Here is a 17,177-nt window from a genome sequence, read left to right as displayed (position 1 = left end):
GGTGCTTCGGAAAATAAGGGCGCATTTATAGATTTAAAATCGGAGGAGTTTCAAGTGCGAGTCTGCGGCGGCGGATTTGCGGGGAAATGAGTCCAGAGTTCGGGCGGGATTTCCTCGGGGCGGCTTTTGGGGGTGAATTGTCCCTCGGTCGCGAGATAATCAAACCAGTCGCCGCGCGCGCCGTCCGGCAGGCGGTCGCGAAGCAGCGCGCCGAGTTGTTTGCGGCGTTGTTGGAAACAGGCGCGAATGGCGGCTTTTGTTTCAGTCGCAAAAATAAAGGGGCGTGGCTTGCGCACGAGGTGAAGCAGATACGACTCGATGTCGGGACGCGGATAAAAGCAGGCGGCGGAGACTTTGTGGCCGGGCGCGATGTCGTAGGCGTTTTGAAGGAAGATGGAGATGGCGCTGTATTGTTTGGTGCCGGGCCCGGCGGTGTAGCGTTGCGCGGCCTCCTGCTGGAGCATGAGCACCATGCGTTCGGGCAGCGGGCCGGAAAGAATCGCATCCATCCACGGGGTTGAGATGGCGTAGGGGAGGTTGGCGACGACTTTGATGGAAGGGGCTGAATGGCTGAAGGGCTGAAGGGCTGAATCCAATCCGGCGAGGGGGTGGTCGAGGGCGTCGCCGTGGATGAGGTGAAATGTTTGGGGGTGTTTCGGGGCGAGCGTGGAGGCGAGGTGGGCGTGGAGCGTGGTGTCTTTTTCGACTGCGTAAACGTGAGCACCGGTTTCGAGCAGGGCGTTGGTGAGCGTGCCGAGGCCGGGGCCGATTTCGACGACGGTGTCGGACGGGGCGATTTGGGCGAGTTCGAGGGATTTGCGCACAATGTTGCCGTCAACGAGGAAGTTTTGCCCGAGAAAGCGCTTCGGGTTGTGGCCGAGCGAGGCGAGAAGTTCGCGTGTGGCGGAGGGTGTGAGCGGCATGCGGGAATTTTGGATTTGGCGGATTGTCGCTTCGCCCGGAACGATTGCGCGCTGCCGTGCGGTTGCGAAAACGAAAAAGAATACGGGCGTGATTGTTGGCCGAGTGCGCGGCGTGTTGCACGCGCAAAAGTTGTCGTCAACATCGCGATCCGCGGCCAAGCTCCGCGTTTTCAAAATGATCCCGCCGTTCTCATCACTGTTGAAACCGCGTTTGCTGCCGTGGCTGTTTTTGCCGGGCGGGGTGCTGGCGCTTGTCGCGCAGTCGTGGCCGGAGCTGGCGCGCGCGCTGGTTTACGACCGCTCGGCGATCATTGCGGGCGAGTGGTGGCGGATGTGGACGGGAAATTTCGTGCATTTCGGCTGGGTGCATTTCGCGCTGGATACGGGGCTGTATTTTTTGATCGGGTGGGCGCTGGTTTACCGGTATCGCTGGTGGCTGAACGTGGGCTGGCTCGTGCTGATGCCCCTGGCCGTGACGACAACGATTTTTATTTTTGACGCGGACATGATTCGCTACGGCGGGTTGTCGGGCGCGAACGTGGGCTGGCTTGTGATGCTTGCGTTTTTGGGCTGGCAGCAATCGTGGCGCGACTGGTTTTGGCCTGTGTTTCTGGGAATCCATGTGGCTGAGTTGATATACGAGGCGCGGCTCGGCGGGCGCGGGGGTGGCATGATCAAGTTTGACGATCCCAACATCCGCGTGGCGACGCTCGCGCATATCGGCGGCGCGGCGTTCGGAATCGTGCTTTGGGGCGTGGTGAATCTGTTGCGCAAGCATATGCTGACACCGGAGGCCGCCGCTGACGATGCCGCGGAAAAAAGGCCGGCGGCGAGCCCCGGGGGGCGCGCGGGTTCGCGGGACTGAGCCGGGCTGTTCCTTGGTGTTGCGCTTCCGCGTCATTTTGGCCAAGGGTGGCTGTTTATGAAACCCACGTTACTCGTTCTTGCCGCAGGTATGGGCTCCCGTTTCGGGGGGCTCAAACAGATCGCCCCCGTCGGTCCGTCGGGCGAAACACTTTTGGATTATTCGGTTTTCGATGCGATCCGGGCGGGATTCGGGCGCGTGGTGTTTGTTATCCGGCGCGATTTTGAGGAGGTTTTTCGCGAGCAGGTCGGCGCGAAGTATGACGGGCGCATCGAGGTGGGGTATGCGTTTCAGGCAATGGACGATTTGCCGCCGGGGTTTGGAGTGCCGTCATGGCGCGCGAAGCCCTGGGGCACGGGGCATGCGACTTGGTGCGCGCGCGGCGAGGTTCGGGAGCCTTTCGCGGTGATCAACGCGGATGATTTTTACGGCGCGGACGCGTTTCGAACGCTGGCCGGGTTTTTGACGGCGGCGGGCGAGGGGGAGGCGACGCTGGTGGGGTTCAAGTTGTCGAGGACGCTTTCGGAAAATGGCACGGTGTCGCGAGGCATGTGCGAGATTGGGACGGACGGATGGCTTCGCGATGTCGTCGAGCACACAAAAATCGCGGCGGACGAGGTTGGGGCGGGCGAGGGGAAAAAGTATTCCGGCGACGAAACGGTTTCGATGAATTGCTGGGGCTTTTTGCCGGGATTTTTTGGCGCGCTTGAGAGCCAGCTCGCCGCGTTCCTGCGGCGCGACGAAACTTACACGGAGGGAAACCAGGCTGAGTTTTATTTGCCCGCGGCAGTCGCGGCACTGGTCGGGCGGGGCGGGTTGCGCGTGCGCGCGTTCACGGCGGACAGCGATTGGTTTGGCATAACGTATCCGGCGGACAAGCCCGGCGTGGTCGCCTCGATTCGGGAGCTCGTGGCTCGAGGCGAGTATCCGGGGACGCTGTTTTGATTTTGCCCGCTTTTCGGTCTTTTCAAAGGGCCGTTCTCACGTATTTTACACGCTTTTCCATTTGCATGCCCACTATCCATGAGCCGACCAAGCGCCCAAACTAAACGATTGCAACAAATTGACGGATGGGTGTTTCCGTATGTCTGCGCCTGTTTTACCTTTTGGCGCTGGCTCATGGATTTGATTTTCAGGCCCGACATAAAAACGGAGCCCAAGAGCATTATTTTTCTGAAACTCGCCGAGCAGGGCTCGACGGTTCTTGCAAACGAGGCCATCCGGCAGGCTGTCGCGAAGGTGGGCAAGGAGAATGTTTTTTTCCTCATGTTCGAGGAAAACCGCTTCATCCTCGATGTGATGGACCTGATTCCGCGCGAGAACGTGCTCACGATTCGCACGAAGTCGGCGGTGTCGATGGTGACGAGTTGCCTTTCGCGTTTGTGGGCAATCCGCCGTCGCAAAATCGACGTGTGCATCGACATGGAGTTCTTCGCGCGCGCGTCGGCCATCATCGCCTACATGATGGGCACGCGGATGCGCGTCGGTTTTCACTGTTATTTTGGCGAGGGGCCGTATCGCGGAAACCTGTGCACGCATCGAGTGTTGTATAATTCGCACATGCACGCGTCGAAGACGTTTCTTTCGCTCGTGCGCGCGCTCGACAACGATCCCGATGCCTTCCCGACGTTTGGATTCACGCCGCCCGCGGAGATGTCGCTCGCGCATTTCAAGCCGGAGGATTCCGAGCGCGAGGAGGTTGCCGCGATGCTTCGCGAGCTCGCGGGAACGGACGCCTCCGGGCGCACGCGCCGCGTCATTTTGCTCAATGCCAACGCGAGCGACCTGATGCCCTTGCGCCGTTGGGAGAACTCGAATTACGTCGAGCTCGCACGGCGGCTTTTGGAAACGCATTCCGACATCGCGATTGCGTTCACCGGCGGCCCCTCTGAGGCGGAAAAAATCGAAAAACTCGTCGCCGAGGTGAATGACGCGCGCTGTTTCTCGCTCGCGGGCAAGACGACGCTGCGCCAGCTCCTGATTGTTTACGGACTGGCGGAAATTCTCGTCACCAACGACAGCGGTCCCGCGCATTTCGCGGCGCTCACGCCGGTCGATGTGGTTGTGTTGTTCGGCCCCGAGACGCCGCTGCTTTTCGGCACGCTCAGCCCGCGCAATCACAACATCTGGCTCGGCCTCGCCTGCTCGCCGTGCATCAACGCGTGGAACAACCGCCAGACCGCCTGCAACAACAATCTCTGCATGAAAAACATCCCTGTGTCGCAAGTGTTCGACACGGTTTGCTCCGTATACAAACAACGCACCGCCCATCTTCAATGAACGACAAATCATCCCGCAAGTTCCCGGAACATACGCGCAGCCTCAAGAGCGCGCCCGCCGCCTCCGGTTCCGCAACCGCCGCGCCCGAACCGTTGCCGACGCCGGTCGTGAAGCACGACTGGCACAGGATTCTGCTCTACGCGGCGATCATCGTGGCGACGGGTTTGTTTGTGGCGTCGCCGGCGTTTCACGGCACTTGGCTCTGGGACGACGACCAGGAGATCACCGCCAACCCCGCGCTCAGCAGCGGTCTTGCCGGGCTGAAGATAATCTGGAAGGGCGATGTCGGCGCCGACTACCTGCCGCTCAAGGCGACGATCCTCTGGCTCGAGTGGCAGCTCTGGCAATACGACAACAGTTGTTATCATATTATAAACTCGATCTGGCATGTGATAAACGCGCTGCTGGTGTGGCAATTGCTTTCATTATTAAGAATAAGGTGGGCGTGGATAGGCGGGCTTTTGTTTGCGATTCATCCCGTGCTTGTCGAGTCGGTGGCGTGGGTGTCGGAGCAGAAGAACACAATTTCGCTCATATTCATGCTGCTCTCGGCGATCACGTTTATAAAATATCACGAGGGGGGAAAGACGGGGAATCTTGTGGCGTCGCTGGTGTTGTTCGCGGCGGCGTTGCTGAGCAAGAGCGCCGTCATCGTGCTTCCTTTCGCGTTTGTATTGTATAAGTGGTGGAAGGACGACAATTTGGAGCTTCGGGACACCCCTGTTTTCATGGCGCTTGCCTCGTTTTGCGCCGCTGTTGCTTGTGGCACAATCGTCGCCATGAGATGGCTGGTGGGGGCCGAGACCATAAGCTCGCAAGCCAACTCAACAAGCTCGCTGATAAAGGAAATCATAGCGCCCTCCGGGAGCCTGAAATTCGCGGCCGGCATGCTTGTCGCGCTTGGCATAACGTGGGGGCTTGTCCAGCTGTGGAACAAGCGGAAAGGCCCGCAATGGCGCTCGGTGAGGCACCTTGTGCTCAGCACCGCGCCATTTTTTGCCATGGCCATAATAGTCGCGCTTGTCACCGTTTATTTTCAGCACAAGAACGCCATCGGCGCGGAGGTCATTCCGGTGGGCGGCTGGTGGTCGCGCATCGTGATCGCGGGCGCGGCGATTTTCTTCTATTTAAAACAGTGCGTGTGGCCGTTCGATCCGTATCCCCTGATGCCGATTTATCCGCGATGGGAGGTGCCGGAAAACCCGCCGCTGTGGATGTTTTTGCCTTGGGTGGCGTTTATCGCGCTGGTGGTTTTATTCTGGGTTTATCGCAAAACTTGGGGAAAACACCTGATACTCGGCCTCGGCTTTTTCTTCGGGTTCCTCGTGCCGGTGCTCGGATTTGTTGACATGTCCTACATGCGCATCACCTGGGTGGCCGATCACTTCCTGTATATATCGGTCATCGGCGTGATCGGGTTGATGATCGCGGGCGCGGCGAAACTATACGATTGCGTTTCCGACAAGGGCAAACCGTGGGCGATGGGCGCGGGCATCGCGGCGCTGGTGCTGGTGGCCTTCAACGGGAATTTATACAGCGACGTGTTTCTGAACGAGACAAACATGTGGCGCTACACACTTTCGAAAAATCCGGACGCGTGGCAGGCGCACAGCCGCTATGGCAAGGTGCTGCTCGACAGCGGCAATCGCGACGCGGCGTATTATCACATACAGCAGTCCAACCGCCTGCGCCCCGACCTGGCCGAAACGAATAACAACATGGGCGTGCTTCTCCTCCAAAAGGGACGCAATGCCGAGGCGCTTCCGTATTTCCGGCGCGCGATGCGGCTCATGCCGATCGGCGCGTTCATGGTGAATTATGCCAACGCGTTGACACAGGTTCAGCAGGGCGCCGAGGCCGCGCCAGTGTATGAAAAAATATTCAGGGCCGAGGGCGGTCCCAAATTCACGCAGATGTTGCGGGAAAGGGGCTACCAGACGCTGCAACAGCTGCTCTCCGAGCAGGGTAATGTGACGATTGGCGACCTGGTCAACAGCCCTGACGGCGCGGCGCTGGGCAAGCTGTTGAAAACCAAATGCGGCGACTCCCATGAACGCGTGCTCGGTTTGAAAGGCGGCGCGGCGATTGAGGAGCTGATCAAGTTGCGCGTCAGCGATCCGCTCGACGATTTGCGCAAGGCCAGGACCGTGGACACGCTCGAAAACCTGGTCAAGGAGGAGAGCGGGGCGGCTCTCGAAAAACGGCTCGCCGAAAAAGGAATCCTCAACGACCTGCTCAAGCTCGACGCCGCCGGTGAGTTCAGGAATATCTTCACGCTCAAGGGCAGCGCCGCCTATTTGGCGTTGCGCAAAATGCGGGGCAGCGACGCCTACGAATCGATGATCCTCGACATGCGCGACGAACCGCTTGCGCACTTGCTCGAAATGCGCGGAGGCGACCTGTTCGCCAAATTGATAAAGGCGGACCAGCGCGAGGCGCTTTCCCTGCTGCGCCAGATGAATGGAACCGAGGTGTTCGACGTCGTGTGCGAGATGATGGGCGGCGACCCAATGACGCGGTTGCTGAGTCTCGACGGCGGCAACGCCATCTTGCTGACAAACTATGGTGTCGCGCTCATGCAGGCGAACCGCCGAGACGACGCCATTCTCGCGTTGCAAAAGGCGCTGAGGATCAACCCCAACCTCGCGGACGCGCGCCGCAACCTGGAGGTTGCCCTTGGCAAGGCCCAGCCGCAGCCCGCCCAGCAGCAGGACCTGCGCTTCCCGATGTCGAACGTGCCGGGCAGCGCCGGCGTGCCGCTGCAAATCCCGTCGATCTTCCTTAATAAATAAGCGCGGCAATTAAAACCAGGCAACGACCGGCGTTATATTATAATATAATTATTAAGAGTGTTTTTATGAATAAAATGAAACGGCTTTGGGCATGGATTGTCGCCGCCGCGCAATGGGTGTGGGGCGGGTATCACGCGCATCTGCCGTGGTGCGCGGGATTGTTCGCCATCGTGATGAGCCTGTTTTGCTGGCACCTGTTTTCAAAGGATGTCGTGTATTCGAAACCGGGCACGGATGTTTACAGCCAGTATATATATCAGCAGCACTTTCTGCACGCCGAGGCCACCCGCGATCTTCCGATGACCCCGGCGTGGAAGGAAATCCCGCCGTTCAACCTTCCGCTTTGGAATCCCTACACCTACGGCGGGCATTCGTTTGTGGGCGACTCGCAGGCGGCGTTGTTTTATCCGCCCACTTGGTTCGTTTCCTTTTTGCCGCCGACCGCGGCGATCAACGTGCTGATGGCGTTTCACACATTTGTCATCGGACTCGGCCTCTACATGTGGGCGGCATGGCGCGGGCTCAGGCCCGCCGCGGCGTTTGTCGGCGGGGTGCTCGCCATGCTCGGCGGCACGTATTTCATGCACGTTTACGCGGGGCACATGTCGAATCTCGGCTCGATGGCGTGGGCTCCTTTTGTGTTCTGGGGCATTGACGGGTGGATGCGCTCGCATCGCTTCAAGTGGATCGTGCTCGCCGCGGGCGCGGCCGCGCTGCAGATCTACGCGGGCCACGCGCAATACGCATATTACACGGCGATCACGGCCGGCGTGTATTCGCTCATATTTCTCTGGCAGGCGGAGCGGCGCATGGCGACGGTTCTCGGCCTGCTGGCCATTTATCCCCTGGCCGCCATTTTTTCGGCGATGCAATTGCTTCCCTCCTACGGCGCGATGATGGAGTCGGTGCGCGCGGGCGGCGCCGGGCTTGAGTTTGCAAAAATGTTCGGCCTGCCGCCGGAAAACCTGCTCACCACAATCGCGCCGTGGTTTTACGGCGGCACGGAAAAGGTCATGTATTGGGGGCGCTGTTATCTTTGGGAGATGCAATTATACATGGGCGTGGCCGGGCTTGCGTTTGCCGCGTTCGGCGTCGGCGGATTCAAAATGAACGACCGGCTGCGCTGGATCGGCCTGCTTGCCGCGGTGCTGTTGCTCGCGTTTGGCAGCAATGTTTCGGCGTTGTATAATATATTGTATAAGATGGTGCCGTTTTATTCATCCTTCCGCGGCGCGTCGAAGTTTGTGTTTTTTGCCGGACTGTTCGGCTCGTTGCTGGCGGCAATGGGCGTCAACCGGCTGCTCAACAAGGAAAAGCCGGGCGTCGGCTGGGGCGCGGCCTGGCTCGGCCTCGGCGCGTGCTGCGTGCTGGCGGGGATTTGGATGGGCACGGACGGGGCGCTGGACGGCTGGAAGTCGATATTGAACTCGATGATCGATTCGAATGAAAGCTACCTGCACAAAAACTACTGGGTGCAATCCGGAGTGATGGAGGCGGGAGTGGCGACGAGCGCGCTGGCGCTGCGAATCGGCGGGGGGCTGCTCATGGTCGCGGGCGCGTTGTGGCTGGCGGCGCGCAAGGTTCCGCAGGTGGTCTGGGCGCTTTGCCTGATGGCCGTTGTCGATGTGTATATTTTCGCGTATAAAAACCTGCCGAGCTTCAAAGTTTCCGAAATACACGGCATGCAATTGCAGGAGTTTTTTGCGAAAAACGATCCCAGGAGCGGCTATCGCGCGCTAAACCTGATCGCGCCAATGTCTGGCATGATGTGGCGCTCGGAAGGCATTTGGGGCAACGAACCCTCGGTGCTTAAACGTTACTCGGAGTTCATGACATTTACGCAGGGACTGGACCCGGACGGCGCCACGCAAAACCTGAACATCACGAGAATTGACCAGCGATTGTTCGGCCTGTTGCGCTGCCGCTTTATTTTCCATCCCGAGGGCAATAACATAAAGGCGACGCCGATCGCGCCCGAGGCGATGGGGCGTTTTTACATCGTGTCCAATTACGAGGTGATGAAGTCGCGCGACGAGATATTCAAGGCGCTCGCCAATCCCCAGTTTGATCTCAAGCAGAAGGTAATACTCGAGCAGGAGCCGAATCCGAAACCCGAGCCGCAATCGGTCGAATACACCGTGCGCCTGCTCGGCGCATCGACCGACCAGTGGACGCTGGAGGTGACCTGCAACCGCGCCACGATGCTCGTGATGACCGATCCGTGGTCGCGCGATTGGCGCGCGGTGACGCTCCCTGGCAGCGTGCAAACGAACTACGACGTGCTTCCGGCGAACTACATATTGCGGGCAATCCCGCTCGCCCAGGGGCGCCATGTGTTTCGCATTGAATATGTGCCGTGGGGACTGGCCACCGGCAAAAAGGCCACGTTCGCGGGCATTGCCTTTGCGGTGTGCCTGCTGGCGTTTCCCTCATGGCGCAAAAAACTGCGCATTGAGCCGCCGGAAGCGGAGTAGCCTGAGCACCACGAGCCCGGCGCTTTGCGGCTACAAATGCTCGATGCTCCACTCGACGCTTTTGTCCGGACCGATGGTCAACCAGCCGAAGCTTGGAGGATGGCCTCCGCGCGGCAGTGAAACGCTGCCGGGATTCAGCCAGTGAATGCCGTCGATCACCTGGTCGCGCGGGATGTGCGTGTGCCCGTGCAGAAGAATGTCGCAATACTCACGCGGCAGATCCGGGGGCGGCGCGTGGACAAGCTGGCAGCACACATCATGGATTCTTCGCCGGAGCGAGGTGGGCCACGGATAAAAATCGCAGTTGCCCTGCACGACATGCAGCGGCGGCCCGATCAGCGAGAGCTCGTCGAGAATGGCGGGCGCGGAGACATCGCCGAGGTGCCAGATCTCATCGGCACCTTGGATGCGTTGCGACAGATGCGGCGGGTAGCGGTCGTGCGTGTCGGATATGACGGCGATGCGCATGGGTGGATGGAAAGGAGCCAGGAGGCGGGAGTCAGGAGGATGAATTCGGCGCTCCTGCCGCTGGATTTTTGTTTTTCCTTGGGAGTGCCTCGTATTTGAGCGCTTTGTTTGCCTGGTTGAAATTGGCGACAATTTGATTGCTGCGTTGCATGCATGTCGAGAGGTCGAATGCCCGGTCGTCCTTCAGTTGTGTGTTGAAGTCGGCCCAAGTTTGGCGGCTTTCATCCAAGGCCGTGATGAGGAGCTTTTGTCGTTTTGCTGTAATTTGATCGGGATTAAAACGCGGCGACGAGGTTTCCTCCAGAAGCTCTCGGTAGGTTGGGATGAGGCTGGAGTCGATCCAGTTGGCGAGCTCCCTTGTGTTGTTGTCGGAGCCAAACTTTTTTAGCACGCCATTGCGCGAGGTTCCAAGCGCGTTGAGCTTTTTGAGGATCGAAGCCTCCTTTGTTCCCCACGCGAGCTCGTCGGTGACCGAATAGTTAAAACGCGGCGTGAGTTTTATGCCGCCAAAAATCAGCGCTGTAAGAAGCAGGCCCGCGAGGCCGAGCGTTTGCAGCCGGCGGATGCGGCGCAGGCTCAGGTCGAGCGGTTGCGCGAGCGCCGCGCCGAGAATGACGCCGCCCGCGAAACCGCCGATGTGCGCCGCGTTGTCGATGCCCGTCACAGCGGCGCCGAAGGCGATGTTATAGACGGCGAATGTGGCGGTGCTTTTCATGATCGGCTTGTAAACGGTCGCGGGAAGACCGCTGCGCATCCTGAGCATGTAGCCGAGGATTGCGCCGAAGACGCCGAAGACCGCGCCGGACGCGCCCGCGCTCCATGTCTGGTCGCCGTGCCAGATGATGCTTGCGAAGCCGCCCGAAAGCCCGCTGGCGAGATAGATGAGCGCGTAGATGAAGCGGCCCTGCAACTTTTCAAGAAACGCGCCCGCCTGATACAACGCCCACATGTTCACGGCGATGTGGATGATGCCGTAGTGCATGAACATGCACGTGAGAAGCCGCCACCATTCGCCGTTGGTCGTGGCCGCGCCGTTGTTCGCGCCGTATTTTATATAGACGAGCATCCCGTCCTCCGCGGGCATGAACCAGCCCGCGCCGAGAAAACCCATGACAATAAACACGACAATGTTCAGCGCGATGATGACGTTCGTGACGGAGAAGCGCGGATTGTGGTGCGCGGAAACTTGCTGGAGTCGCTGGTAGAATTCAACGTGCCTGCGGTGTTCGGCGCGCGCGTGCGCGAGCTGCTCGGCGGTCGGTTCTGGAGGCGGATTGTGGCTACTGTGCATTGATGGGTGGCGTTGCATACGCGCGCGCGGGCGAGATCAGCAGCGGATTTTTACCGAGCGGCCGTGGGCGTCGAGTTTTTCCATCGAGGCGAAGCGGCTCGTGACTTCATTGGCTTTTTTCACGCTCGCGGCGGCGTAGCGGACGATGCTTGTGCGGCGCATGAAATCCGCCGTGCGCAGGCCGCTCGAGAAGCGCGCGGTGCGCGCGGTCGGGAGCACGTGGCTCGGGCCTGCGGTGAAATCGCCGAGCGCGGTCGGAGTGTGGTTGCCGAGGAAGATCGCGCCGGCGGTCGTGATTGCGCGAAGGAGTTTTTTCTCGGCGGCGGGCTTGGTGATGATTTCGAGGTGCTCGGGCGCGACGTAGTTGGCGATGTCGGCGATCTGGTCGGGCGCGGGCGCCTCGATGGCGAGGAATCCGCCGGTCAGGACTGCCTGCGTTTTTTCCGAGCGGGCGATCAATTTGAGCTGTGACTGGATTTCCCCGGAAATGGCGTCGATGATTTTTTGCGAGGTGGCGACGAGGTAGATTTTTTCGCGTCCGGAGCCGTGCTCGGCCTGGGCGAGGAGGTCGGCGGCCACGAAGTCGGCGCGCGCGGTGTCGTCGGCGATCACCATGAGTTCGCTGGGGCCGGGGAGCGAATCGACGCCGACGGTGCCGAAGACCTGGCGCTTGGCCTCGCAGACGTAGGCGTTGCCGGGGCCGAAGATTTTGTCGACGGCGGGAATGGTTGTCGTGCCGTAGGCCATCGCGCCGACGGCTTGCACGCCGCCGATGCGGTAAACTTCGTCGACGCCGGCGATGTGCAGCGCGGCGAGCAGGGCGGGGGAGACTTTGCCGGAGGGATCGGAGGGGGTGAACGCGGCGATTTGCGGGCAGCCGGCGATTTTCGCCATCGTGGCGGTCATGAGCACGGTGGAGACGAGCGGGACTTGTCCGCCGGGGATGTAGAGGCCGACGCGGCGGATGGGGTCGAATTTCTCGCCGACTTCCGCGCCGTGCTTGTTTTTTGCCGTCCAGTTTGCGGGGAGGTTTTTGCGGTTGTAGGCGAGGATGTTCGCGTGCGCGGCCTCGATTGCCTTGCGCTCGACGGCGGGCAGTTTTTTAGCGGCGTCGGCGATGAGCGCGGGTTTGACTCGGAATTCCTTGGCGCGGAGTTTGGCGCTGTCGAACTTGGCGGCGTAGTAGGAGACGGCTTCGTCGCCGCGCGCGCGGATGTCGGCGAGGATGGCGGCGACGCTGGCGGCGATTTCGGGCGAGGGTTCGGCGGCGCGACAGAACGCGGCAAGTTCGTCGGCGAAGGTCTTGGAGGTGGCGGAGAGGGTTTTCATAAATGCGGAATGCGGATTTCGGAATGCGGAATAAAGGGCGCGCAAGCGGCATGCGGGCGTTGGACTAAAAGGCGATTCGGCGGAGACGCGGGACGAGATCGAAATGCGTGTCGTCGCTGAGAACGGGCATGTTTAGTTCCCACGCGAGGGCGGCGATCCATGCGTCATTTTGTGGAATGGGGGTGCCGGCCTTTTTCAGGGCGTGATGGATTTCGGCGTAATGAAATGTTGTTGTTTCGGTAATGGAAAGCGTGACGCAGTCGCGGGCAAAGGCTGCGAGGTGCGTCTCCCATTCGCGTTTTTTGCGACTTCCAAGCAGTCCAAAACGAAACTCGCCAAGCACGATCACCGGCAGATGCGGGACGCCGGCCATTTCTTCAAATTTTTGGACGACCTTCGGGTTGCCCTCGAAAAAGGCCGAGAGGGCGTTTGTGTCCAGTATCATGATTCGTCCTCAATTTGCTCAAATTCGGCGGCGATGGCGGAGCGGATTTTTGCAAGCTCCGCGGGGCTCGACTTGAAGGCGCCGGCATGGCGCATCCACGGCTTTGCGTTGCCGCGGCGCATGTCCTCCGCGACGCGGCTTTCCACTGCAAGGGTGACGTAGGAGCCGAAGGTTTGTCCGTTGCGCATTGAGATGGCCTTTGCTTTTCGGAAAACAGTGTCCGGTATTTCGAGTGTGGTTTTCATGGGGCACAACCTGCCCATAAATATGGGTGCGGCAAGAATTGTTTTTCATGGTCCCAATAGGACCACTGGGACGGATAAGACCGATAGGACTGATTGGGCGGTTGCGATGGTGCTGGTGTTTGGCGGTTTGGCGCGGGAGCGCCCAATCGAAAATCGAGAATCGAGAATCGAAAATCCCGCTCACTCCCACTCGATCGTCGCGGGCGGCTTGGAGCTGATGTCGAGGACGACCCGGCTCACGCCGCGGACTTCGTTGGTGATGCGGTTCGAGATTTTTTGCAGGAGCTCGTTGGGGAGCTTGGCCCAGTCGGCGGTCATGGCGTCGATCGAATCAACGAGGCGCAGCGCGATCACGTCGGCGTAGTTGCGCTCGTCGCCGATCACGCCGACGGATTTCACGGGCAGATAAACGCAGAAGGTTTGCCAGATTTTGTAATAGAGTCCGGCGTCCATCATTTCCTCCTGGAGGATGGCGTCGGCTTCGCGGAGGACGTCGAGGCGTTCCTTGGTGATGTCGCCGACGACGCGCACGCCGAGGCCGGGGCCGGGGAAGGGCTGGCGCCAGACCACTTCCTTGGGCAGGCCGAGCTTGGTGCCGACTTGGCGGACTTCGTCCTTGAAGAGCTGGCGGAGCGGCTCGACGAGCTTGAACTTCATGCGCTCGGGCAGGCCGCCGACGTTGTGGTGCGACTTGATCATGGCGGCGGGATTGCCGCCGATGGCCATCGACTCGATGACGTCGGGATAGATGGTGCCCTGGCCGAGGTATTCGATGCCTTCCCGGGTTTTGAGTTCGCGGACTTTTTTCTCGAAGACTTCGATGAAGGCGCCGCCGATGATTTTGCGTTTGCGCTCGGGGTCGTTGACGCCCTTGAGGCGCTTGAGGAAGAGTTGCGAGGCGTCAACGATGCGCAGGTCGATTTTGAAATGCTTGGCGTAAAGTTTCTCGATGTTTTGCGTTTCGTTTTTGCGCATGAGGCCGGTGTCAACGTAGACGCAGGTGAGTTGTTTGCCGATGGCCTTGTGGAGGAGCGCGGCGCACACGGAGGAATCGACGCCGCCGGAGAGGGCGAGGAGCACGCGGCCCTTGCCGACTTGGGCGCGGATTTCGGCGACGGCCTGCTTGATGAAGTCGGCGGTGGTCCAGTTTTTCGGGGTGTTGCAGATGCCGAAGAGGTAGTTGCGGATGATGTCCATGCCGTGCTCGCTGTGCGAGACTTCGGGGTGGAACTGGATGCCGTAGAAGTTGCGCTTGGTGTCCTGCACGACGGCGAACTCGGAGTTTTCGGTGCGGGCGACGGCGGTGAATCCGGGCGGGAGCGCGATGAGGCGGTCGCCGTGGGAATTCCAGACGCGGAGTTTGCGGGGGAGGCCGGCGAGGAGCGGGGATTTTTTGCGGATGGCGAGCGTGCCCAGGCCGTATTCGCGGTGTTTGCTGCGGGCGACTTTTCCGCCGAGGAGCCTGCCCATGAGTTGCACGCCGTAGCAGATGCCGAGCACGGGGACGCCGAGCTCGAAGATGGCCTTGTCGGGCATCGGGGCGTTGGGGGCGAAGACGGAGCTGGGTCCGCCGGAGAGGATGATGCCGGTGACGCCGTCGGCGCGAAGTGTCTCGGCGGGCGTGGCGAAGTGGTAGATCTTGGAGTAAACCTGGCACTCGCGGATGCGGCGGGCGATGACTTGCGTGTATTGTGAACCGAAATCGAGGACGGCGATGGTTTGGATCATGGGTGGCGTGTGGCGTTCGTGGGCGTTCTGTTTGTGTGGAAAAGCCGTGCAGATAATCGGGCGGGCGGGTGAACGGCAAGGGCGGAGTTTGTGTTGTTAAAAAAATGGACCCGGGCGTAATCTTTTTGGACGAGATTTCTGTTCTCGCCTTGGTTTGGATTTTCCACACTTTTTCGTGTTTTCATTTCGGCAACCGTCTTCAGGGGCGGTTGCCGTTTACCTTAACAAACGCACTCAAACCCACCAGCACCACCCTCCGGATTCGCGTCCGGGCATAATCAAAATGAGCACACTTGATATTGTTCTGTTCTTTGTCGCAGTTATCTCAGTCATTGGCTTTGGCACTTGGAAAGGCATCGCCAAAAGCAAGAACGAGCCGAAAGGCGCCAGTTCCTACTTCCTCGCGGGGCGCGGGCTGACCTGGTGGCTTGTGGGTTTTTCGCTGATCGCGGCGAATATTTCCACCGAGCAATTTGTCGGGATGTCCGGTCAGGCGGCCGACTGGCTGGGCCTGGCGATCGCCTCTTATGAGTGGCTCGCGGCCGTGACGCTTGTGGTGGTGGCGTTTTTGTTTCTGCCGAAACTTTTGCGCGCGGGCATCTACACCGTGCCGGAATTTCTCGAACATCGCTACGGCGTGCTTTCGCGGACAATCATGGCGATCGTGACCATGGTCATCCTCGTGGGCGTGCCGACGGCGTCGGTGATTTTTGCGGGATCGAAGGTCATCACGGTGTTTTTCCAGGGCACGACGATTCTCGGGCTCGACATAGGGAACATCACCGTGTCGTGCTGGATTATCGGAATAAGCGCGGCGGTTTATGTGTTTGTCGGCGGTTTGCGCGCGTGCGCGTGGACCGACTTGATCTGGGGCTCCGCGCTTATCGCGGGCGGCGCGCTCGTGCTCGTGCTCGCGCTCAGCGCCATCGGACAAAAAGACCCCGCGGAACTGATCGCCACGAAGGTGGCCACGTCCGATGTGACGGTGGCGCAACTCGCCGACGCGGGGCCGATCGAACGCCTCACGTTGCTCAACTCCGGGGCCGCGATGCCGGGCGAAAACGGCGCGGGCGGCAAATTCCACATGGTGCGTCCGGCGTCGGACCCGGCGGTGCCGTGGACGGCGCTGCTCATCGGCCTGTGGATTCCGAACTTTTTCTATTGGGGGCTCAACCAATACATCATGCAACGAACACTCGGCTCGAAGTCGCTCGCCGAGGGGCAGAAGGGCATCATGTTCGCCGCGTTTCTCAAGCTGCTCATTCCGTTTGTGGTGATCATTCCGGGCATTCTCGCATTCAACCTCTACAGCGGGGACTTGCGGGAACAGGCCGACATCAAGAACAGGCAGGTGCTGGTCGAGTTCCAGTCGGGCAAATCGGAGAAGGTGTTTCCGTTCACGGAAAACTTTGCGAAGCGCGACACGGCGACGGCGCTTGCGCTCGCCTCGCACAACGCCGCGAAGGCGGGCGCGCCCCTTGAGGTCGGCGCCGCCCCGACCGCGACCGAGATTTTTGCGGCCAACACAAACCTGGTGGCGGCGGCGAACAAGAAGGGCGTGAGTTCGGCGACAAAAATTGTCGGATACGACTATGACGCGGCCTACGGCACGCTGTTGAAAAATCTGCTGAAGCCGGGCTACACATGGTTCGTGCTCGCGGCGCTGTTCGGCGCGGTCGTGAGCTCGCTCGCGGCGATGCTCAACTCGGCCTCGACGATCTTCACAATGGACATCTTCCACAAGCTGGCTCCGCGGGCCAACGAGAAGGTGCTCGTGAACGTCGGCAAGGCCTGCACGCTGATCTTTGTGGGAATCGCGTGTGTCATTGCGCCGGGATTGGGCAGTCCGAAATACAACGGCATATTCACCTTCATCCAGGAGTTCCAAGGCTTCATCAGCCCGGGCGTGCTCGGCGTGTTTTTGTTTGGATTTTTGGTGCACAAGGCCCCGCGTTATCTCGGCTGGCTCGGCATCGTCATCAACGCGGTGCTTTATGGCGCGCTCAAGATATTCACGCCCGAAATCGCGTTTCTCAACCGCATGGCGATCTGCTTCGGGGTTGTCATCGCGGTGCTCGCCATCTGCACGCTCGTGAATCCGTTGAAGGAGCCGGTGAAGATGCCCGTGAACACGGCGATCGCGCTGGAGACCTCGCCCGGCGTGAAGAAAGTCGGCATCGGCATCGTGCTGCTCACAATCGTGCTCTACATCATCTTCTGGTAAGCGCGATAAACGCGTCAGCACTGACGCTTGAACTTAAAAAAAGACCGGGTTTGCGCCCGGTCTTTTTTGTGTGTGGAGGCTTCTCCGTTTTCGATATGCCAAGCGCCAGGGGA

Annotated in this window: 13 protein-coding genes; 6 read left to right on the top strand and 7 right to left on the bottom strand. The window is 60.1% G+C overall.

Annotation, left to right across the window (positions count from 1 at the left end; all coding sequences use genetic code 11):
* Positions 1–50 precede the first annotated feature (50 nt).
* A complete protein-coding gene (gene rsmA / locus M2447_RS00660; protein WP_277556901.1) occupies positions 51–923 on the bottom strand; it encodes a 16S rRNA (adenine(1518)-N(6)/adenine(1519)-N(6))-dimethyltransferase RsmA in 873 nt (290 codons plus the stop codon).
* A gap of 175 nt (positions 924–1,098) precedes the next feature.
* On the opposite strand from rsmA, the gene rrtA reads away from it, so the two are divergent.
* From rrtA to M2447_RS00635, 5 genes are all read left to right on the top strand, one after another.
* Positions 1,099–1,788, top strand: coding sequence for a rhombosortase (rrtA, locus tag M2447_RS00655; RefSeq protein WP_277556900.1), 690 nt, complete (start codon positions 1,099–1,101; stop codon positions 1,786–1,788).
* Between the two features lie 57 nt (positions 1,789–1,845).
* Positions 1,846–2,733 (top strand): NTP transferase domain-containing protein, encoded by an 888-nt coding sequence (locus M2447_RS00650; RefSeq protein WP_277556899.1) that lies wholly within the window; start codon positions 1,846–1,848, stop codon positions 2,731–2,733.
* Positions 2,734–2,811: 78 nt separating this feature from the next.
* Positions 2,812–4,068, top strand: coding sequence for a glycosyltransferase family 9 protein (locus tag M2447_RS00645; protein WP_277556898.1), 1,257 nt, complete (start codon positions 2,812–2,814; stop codon positions 4,066–4,068).
* Complete coding sequence (locus M2447_RS00640) at positions 4,065–6,860, top strand: tetratricopeptide repeat protein (RefSeq protein ID WP_277556897.1); 2,796 nt, start codon at positions 4,065–4,067, stop codon at positions 6,858–6,860. Before M2447_RS00645 ends, M2447_RS00640 begins: the two co-directional genes overlap by 4 nt.
* Positions 6,861–6,925: 65 nt before the next feature.
* Positions 6,926–9,334 (top strand): hypothetical protein, encoded by a 2,409-nt coding sequence (locus M2447_RS00635; RefSeq protein WP_277556896.1) that lies wholly within the window; start codon positions 6,926–6,928, stop codon positions 9,332–9,334.
* Positions 9,335–9,364: 30 nt separating this feature from the next.
* Here the strand turns inward: M2447_RS00635 and M2447_RS00630 are convergent, their stop codons facing one another.
* From M2447_RS00630 to guaA, 6 genes are all read right to left on the bottom strand, one after another.
* Positions 9,365–9,802, bottom strand: coding sequence for a YfcE family phosphodiesterase (locus M2447_RS00630; protein WP_277556895.1), 438 nt, complete (start codon positions 9,800–9,802; stop codon positions 9,365–9,367).
* Between the two features lie 31 nt (positions 9,803–9,833).
* Complete coding sequence (locus M2447_RS00625) at positions 9,834–11,093, bottom strand: rhomboid family intramembrane serine protease (protein ID WP_277556894.1); 1,260 nt, start codon at positions 11,091–11,093, stop codon at positions 9,834–9,836.
* A 36-nt stretch (positions 11,094–11,129) separates the two neighbouring features.
* Entirely contained in the window at positions 11,130–12,422 is a 1,293-nt protein-coding gene (hisD, locus tag M2447_RS00620; protein WP_277556893.1) for a histidinol dehydrogenase, read from the bottom strand.
* Between the two features lie 64 nt (positions 12,423–12,486).
* Positions 12,487–12,867 carry a PIN domain-containing protein gene (locus tag M2447_RS00615; RefSeq protein WP_277556892.1) on the bottom strand — a complete coding sequence of 127 codons (381 nt, stop codon included), beginning with the start codon at positions 12,865–12,867 and terminating at the stop codon, positions 12,487–12,489.
* Positions 12,864–13,112 (bottom strand): hypothetical protein, encoded by a 249-nt coding sequence (locus M2447_RS00610; RefSeq protein WP_277508242.1) that lies wholly within the window; start codon positions 13,110–13,112, stop codon positions 12,864–12,866. The genes M2447_RS00615 and M2447_RS00610 overlap by 4 nt, the downstream gene beginning before the upstream one ends.
* 180 nt (positions 13,113–13,292) lie before the next feature.
* Positions 13,293–14,840 carry a glutamine-hydrolyzing GMP synthase gene (guaA, locus tag M2447_RS00605; RefSeq protein WP_277508241.1) on the bottom strand — a complete coding sequence of 516 codons (1,548 nt, stop codon included), beginning with the start codon at positions 14,838–14,840 and terminating at the stop codon, positions 13,293–13,295.
* A gap of 283 nt (positions 14,841–15,123) precedes the next feature.
* Here guaA and M2447_RS00600 point away from each other — a divergent pair, with 283 nt between their 5' ends.
* Positions 15,124–17,064 (top strand): sodium/solute symporter, encoded by a 1,941-nt coding sequence (locus tag M2447_RS00600; RefSeq protein WP_277556889.1) that lies wholly within the window; start codon positions 15,124–15,126, stop codon positions 17,062–17,064.
* Positions 17,065–17,177 lie beyond the last annotated feature (113 nt).

This window comes from Ereboglobus sp. PH5-10, assembly GCF_029504735.1.
Taxonomy (GTDB): domain Bacteria; phylum Verrucomicrobiota; class Verrucomicrobiia; order Opitutales; family Opitutaceae; genus Ereboglobus.
Note: the sequence above shows the minus strand (reverse complement) of the source record. Positions and strands in the feature narration are given on the sequence as shown.

Bases quoted from the DNA above. Each gene is read 5' to 3' on its own strand.
- M2447_RS00630 (WP_277556895.1), bottom strand. From the start codon at position 9,802: ATGCGCATCGCCGTCATATCCGACACGCACGACCGCTACCCGCCGCAT.
- hisD (WP_277556893.1), bottom strand. From the start codon at position 12,422: ATGAAAACCCTCTCCGCCACCTCCAAGACCTTCGCCGACGAACTTGCC.
- M2447_RS00650 (WP_277556899.1), top strand. From the start codon at position 1,846: ATGAAACCCACGTTACTCGTTCTTGCCGCAGGTATGGGCTCCCGTTTC.
- M2447_RS00610 (WP_277508242.1), bottom strand. From the start codon at position 13,112: ATGAAAACCACACTCGAAATACCGGACACTGTTTTCCGAAAAGCAAAG.
- M2447_RS00600 (WP_277556889.1), top strand. From the start codon at position 15,124: ATGAGCACACTTGATATTGTTCTGTTCTTTGTCGCAGTTATCTCAGTC.
- M2447_RS00635 (WP_277556896.1), top strand. From the start codon at position 6,926: ATGAATAAAATGAAACGGCTTTGGGCATGGATTGTCGCCGCCGCGCAA.
- M2447_RS00645 (WP_277556898.1), top strand. From the start codon at position 2,812: ATGAGCCGACCAAGCGCCCAAACTAAACGATTGCAACAAATTGACGGA.
- guaA (WP_277508241.1), bottom strand. From the start codon at position 14,840: ATGATCCAAACCATCGCCGTCCTCGATTTCGGTTCACAATACACGCAA.
- M2447_RS00615 (WP_277556892.1), bottom strand. From the start codon at position 12,867: ATGATACTGGACACAAACGCCCTCTCGGCCTTTTTCGAGGGCAACCCG.
- rrtA (WP_277556900.1), top strand. From the start codon at position 1,099: ATGATCCCGCCGTTCTCATCACTGTTGAAACCGCGTTTGCTGCCGTGG.
- M2447_RS00625 (WP_277556894.1), bottom strand. From the start codon at position 11,093: ATGCACAGTAGCCACAATCCGCCTCCAGAACCGACCGCCGAGCAGCTC.
- rsmA (WP_277556901.1), bottom strand. From the start codon at position 923: ATGCCGCTCACACCCTCCGCCACACGCGAACTTCTCGCCTCGCTCGGC.
- M2447_RS00640 (WP_277556897.1), top strand. From the start codon at position 4,065: ATGAACGACAAATCATCCCGCAAGTTCCCGGAACATACGCGCAGCCTC.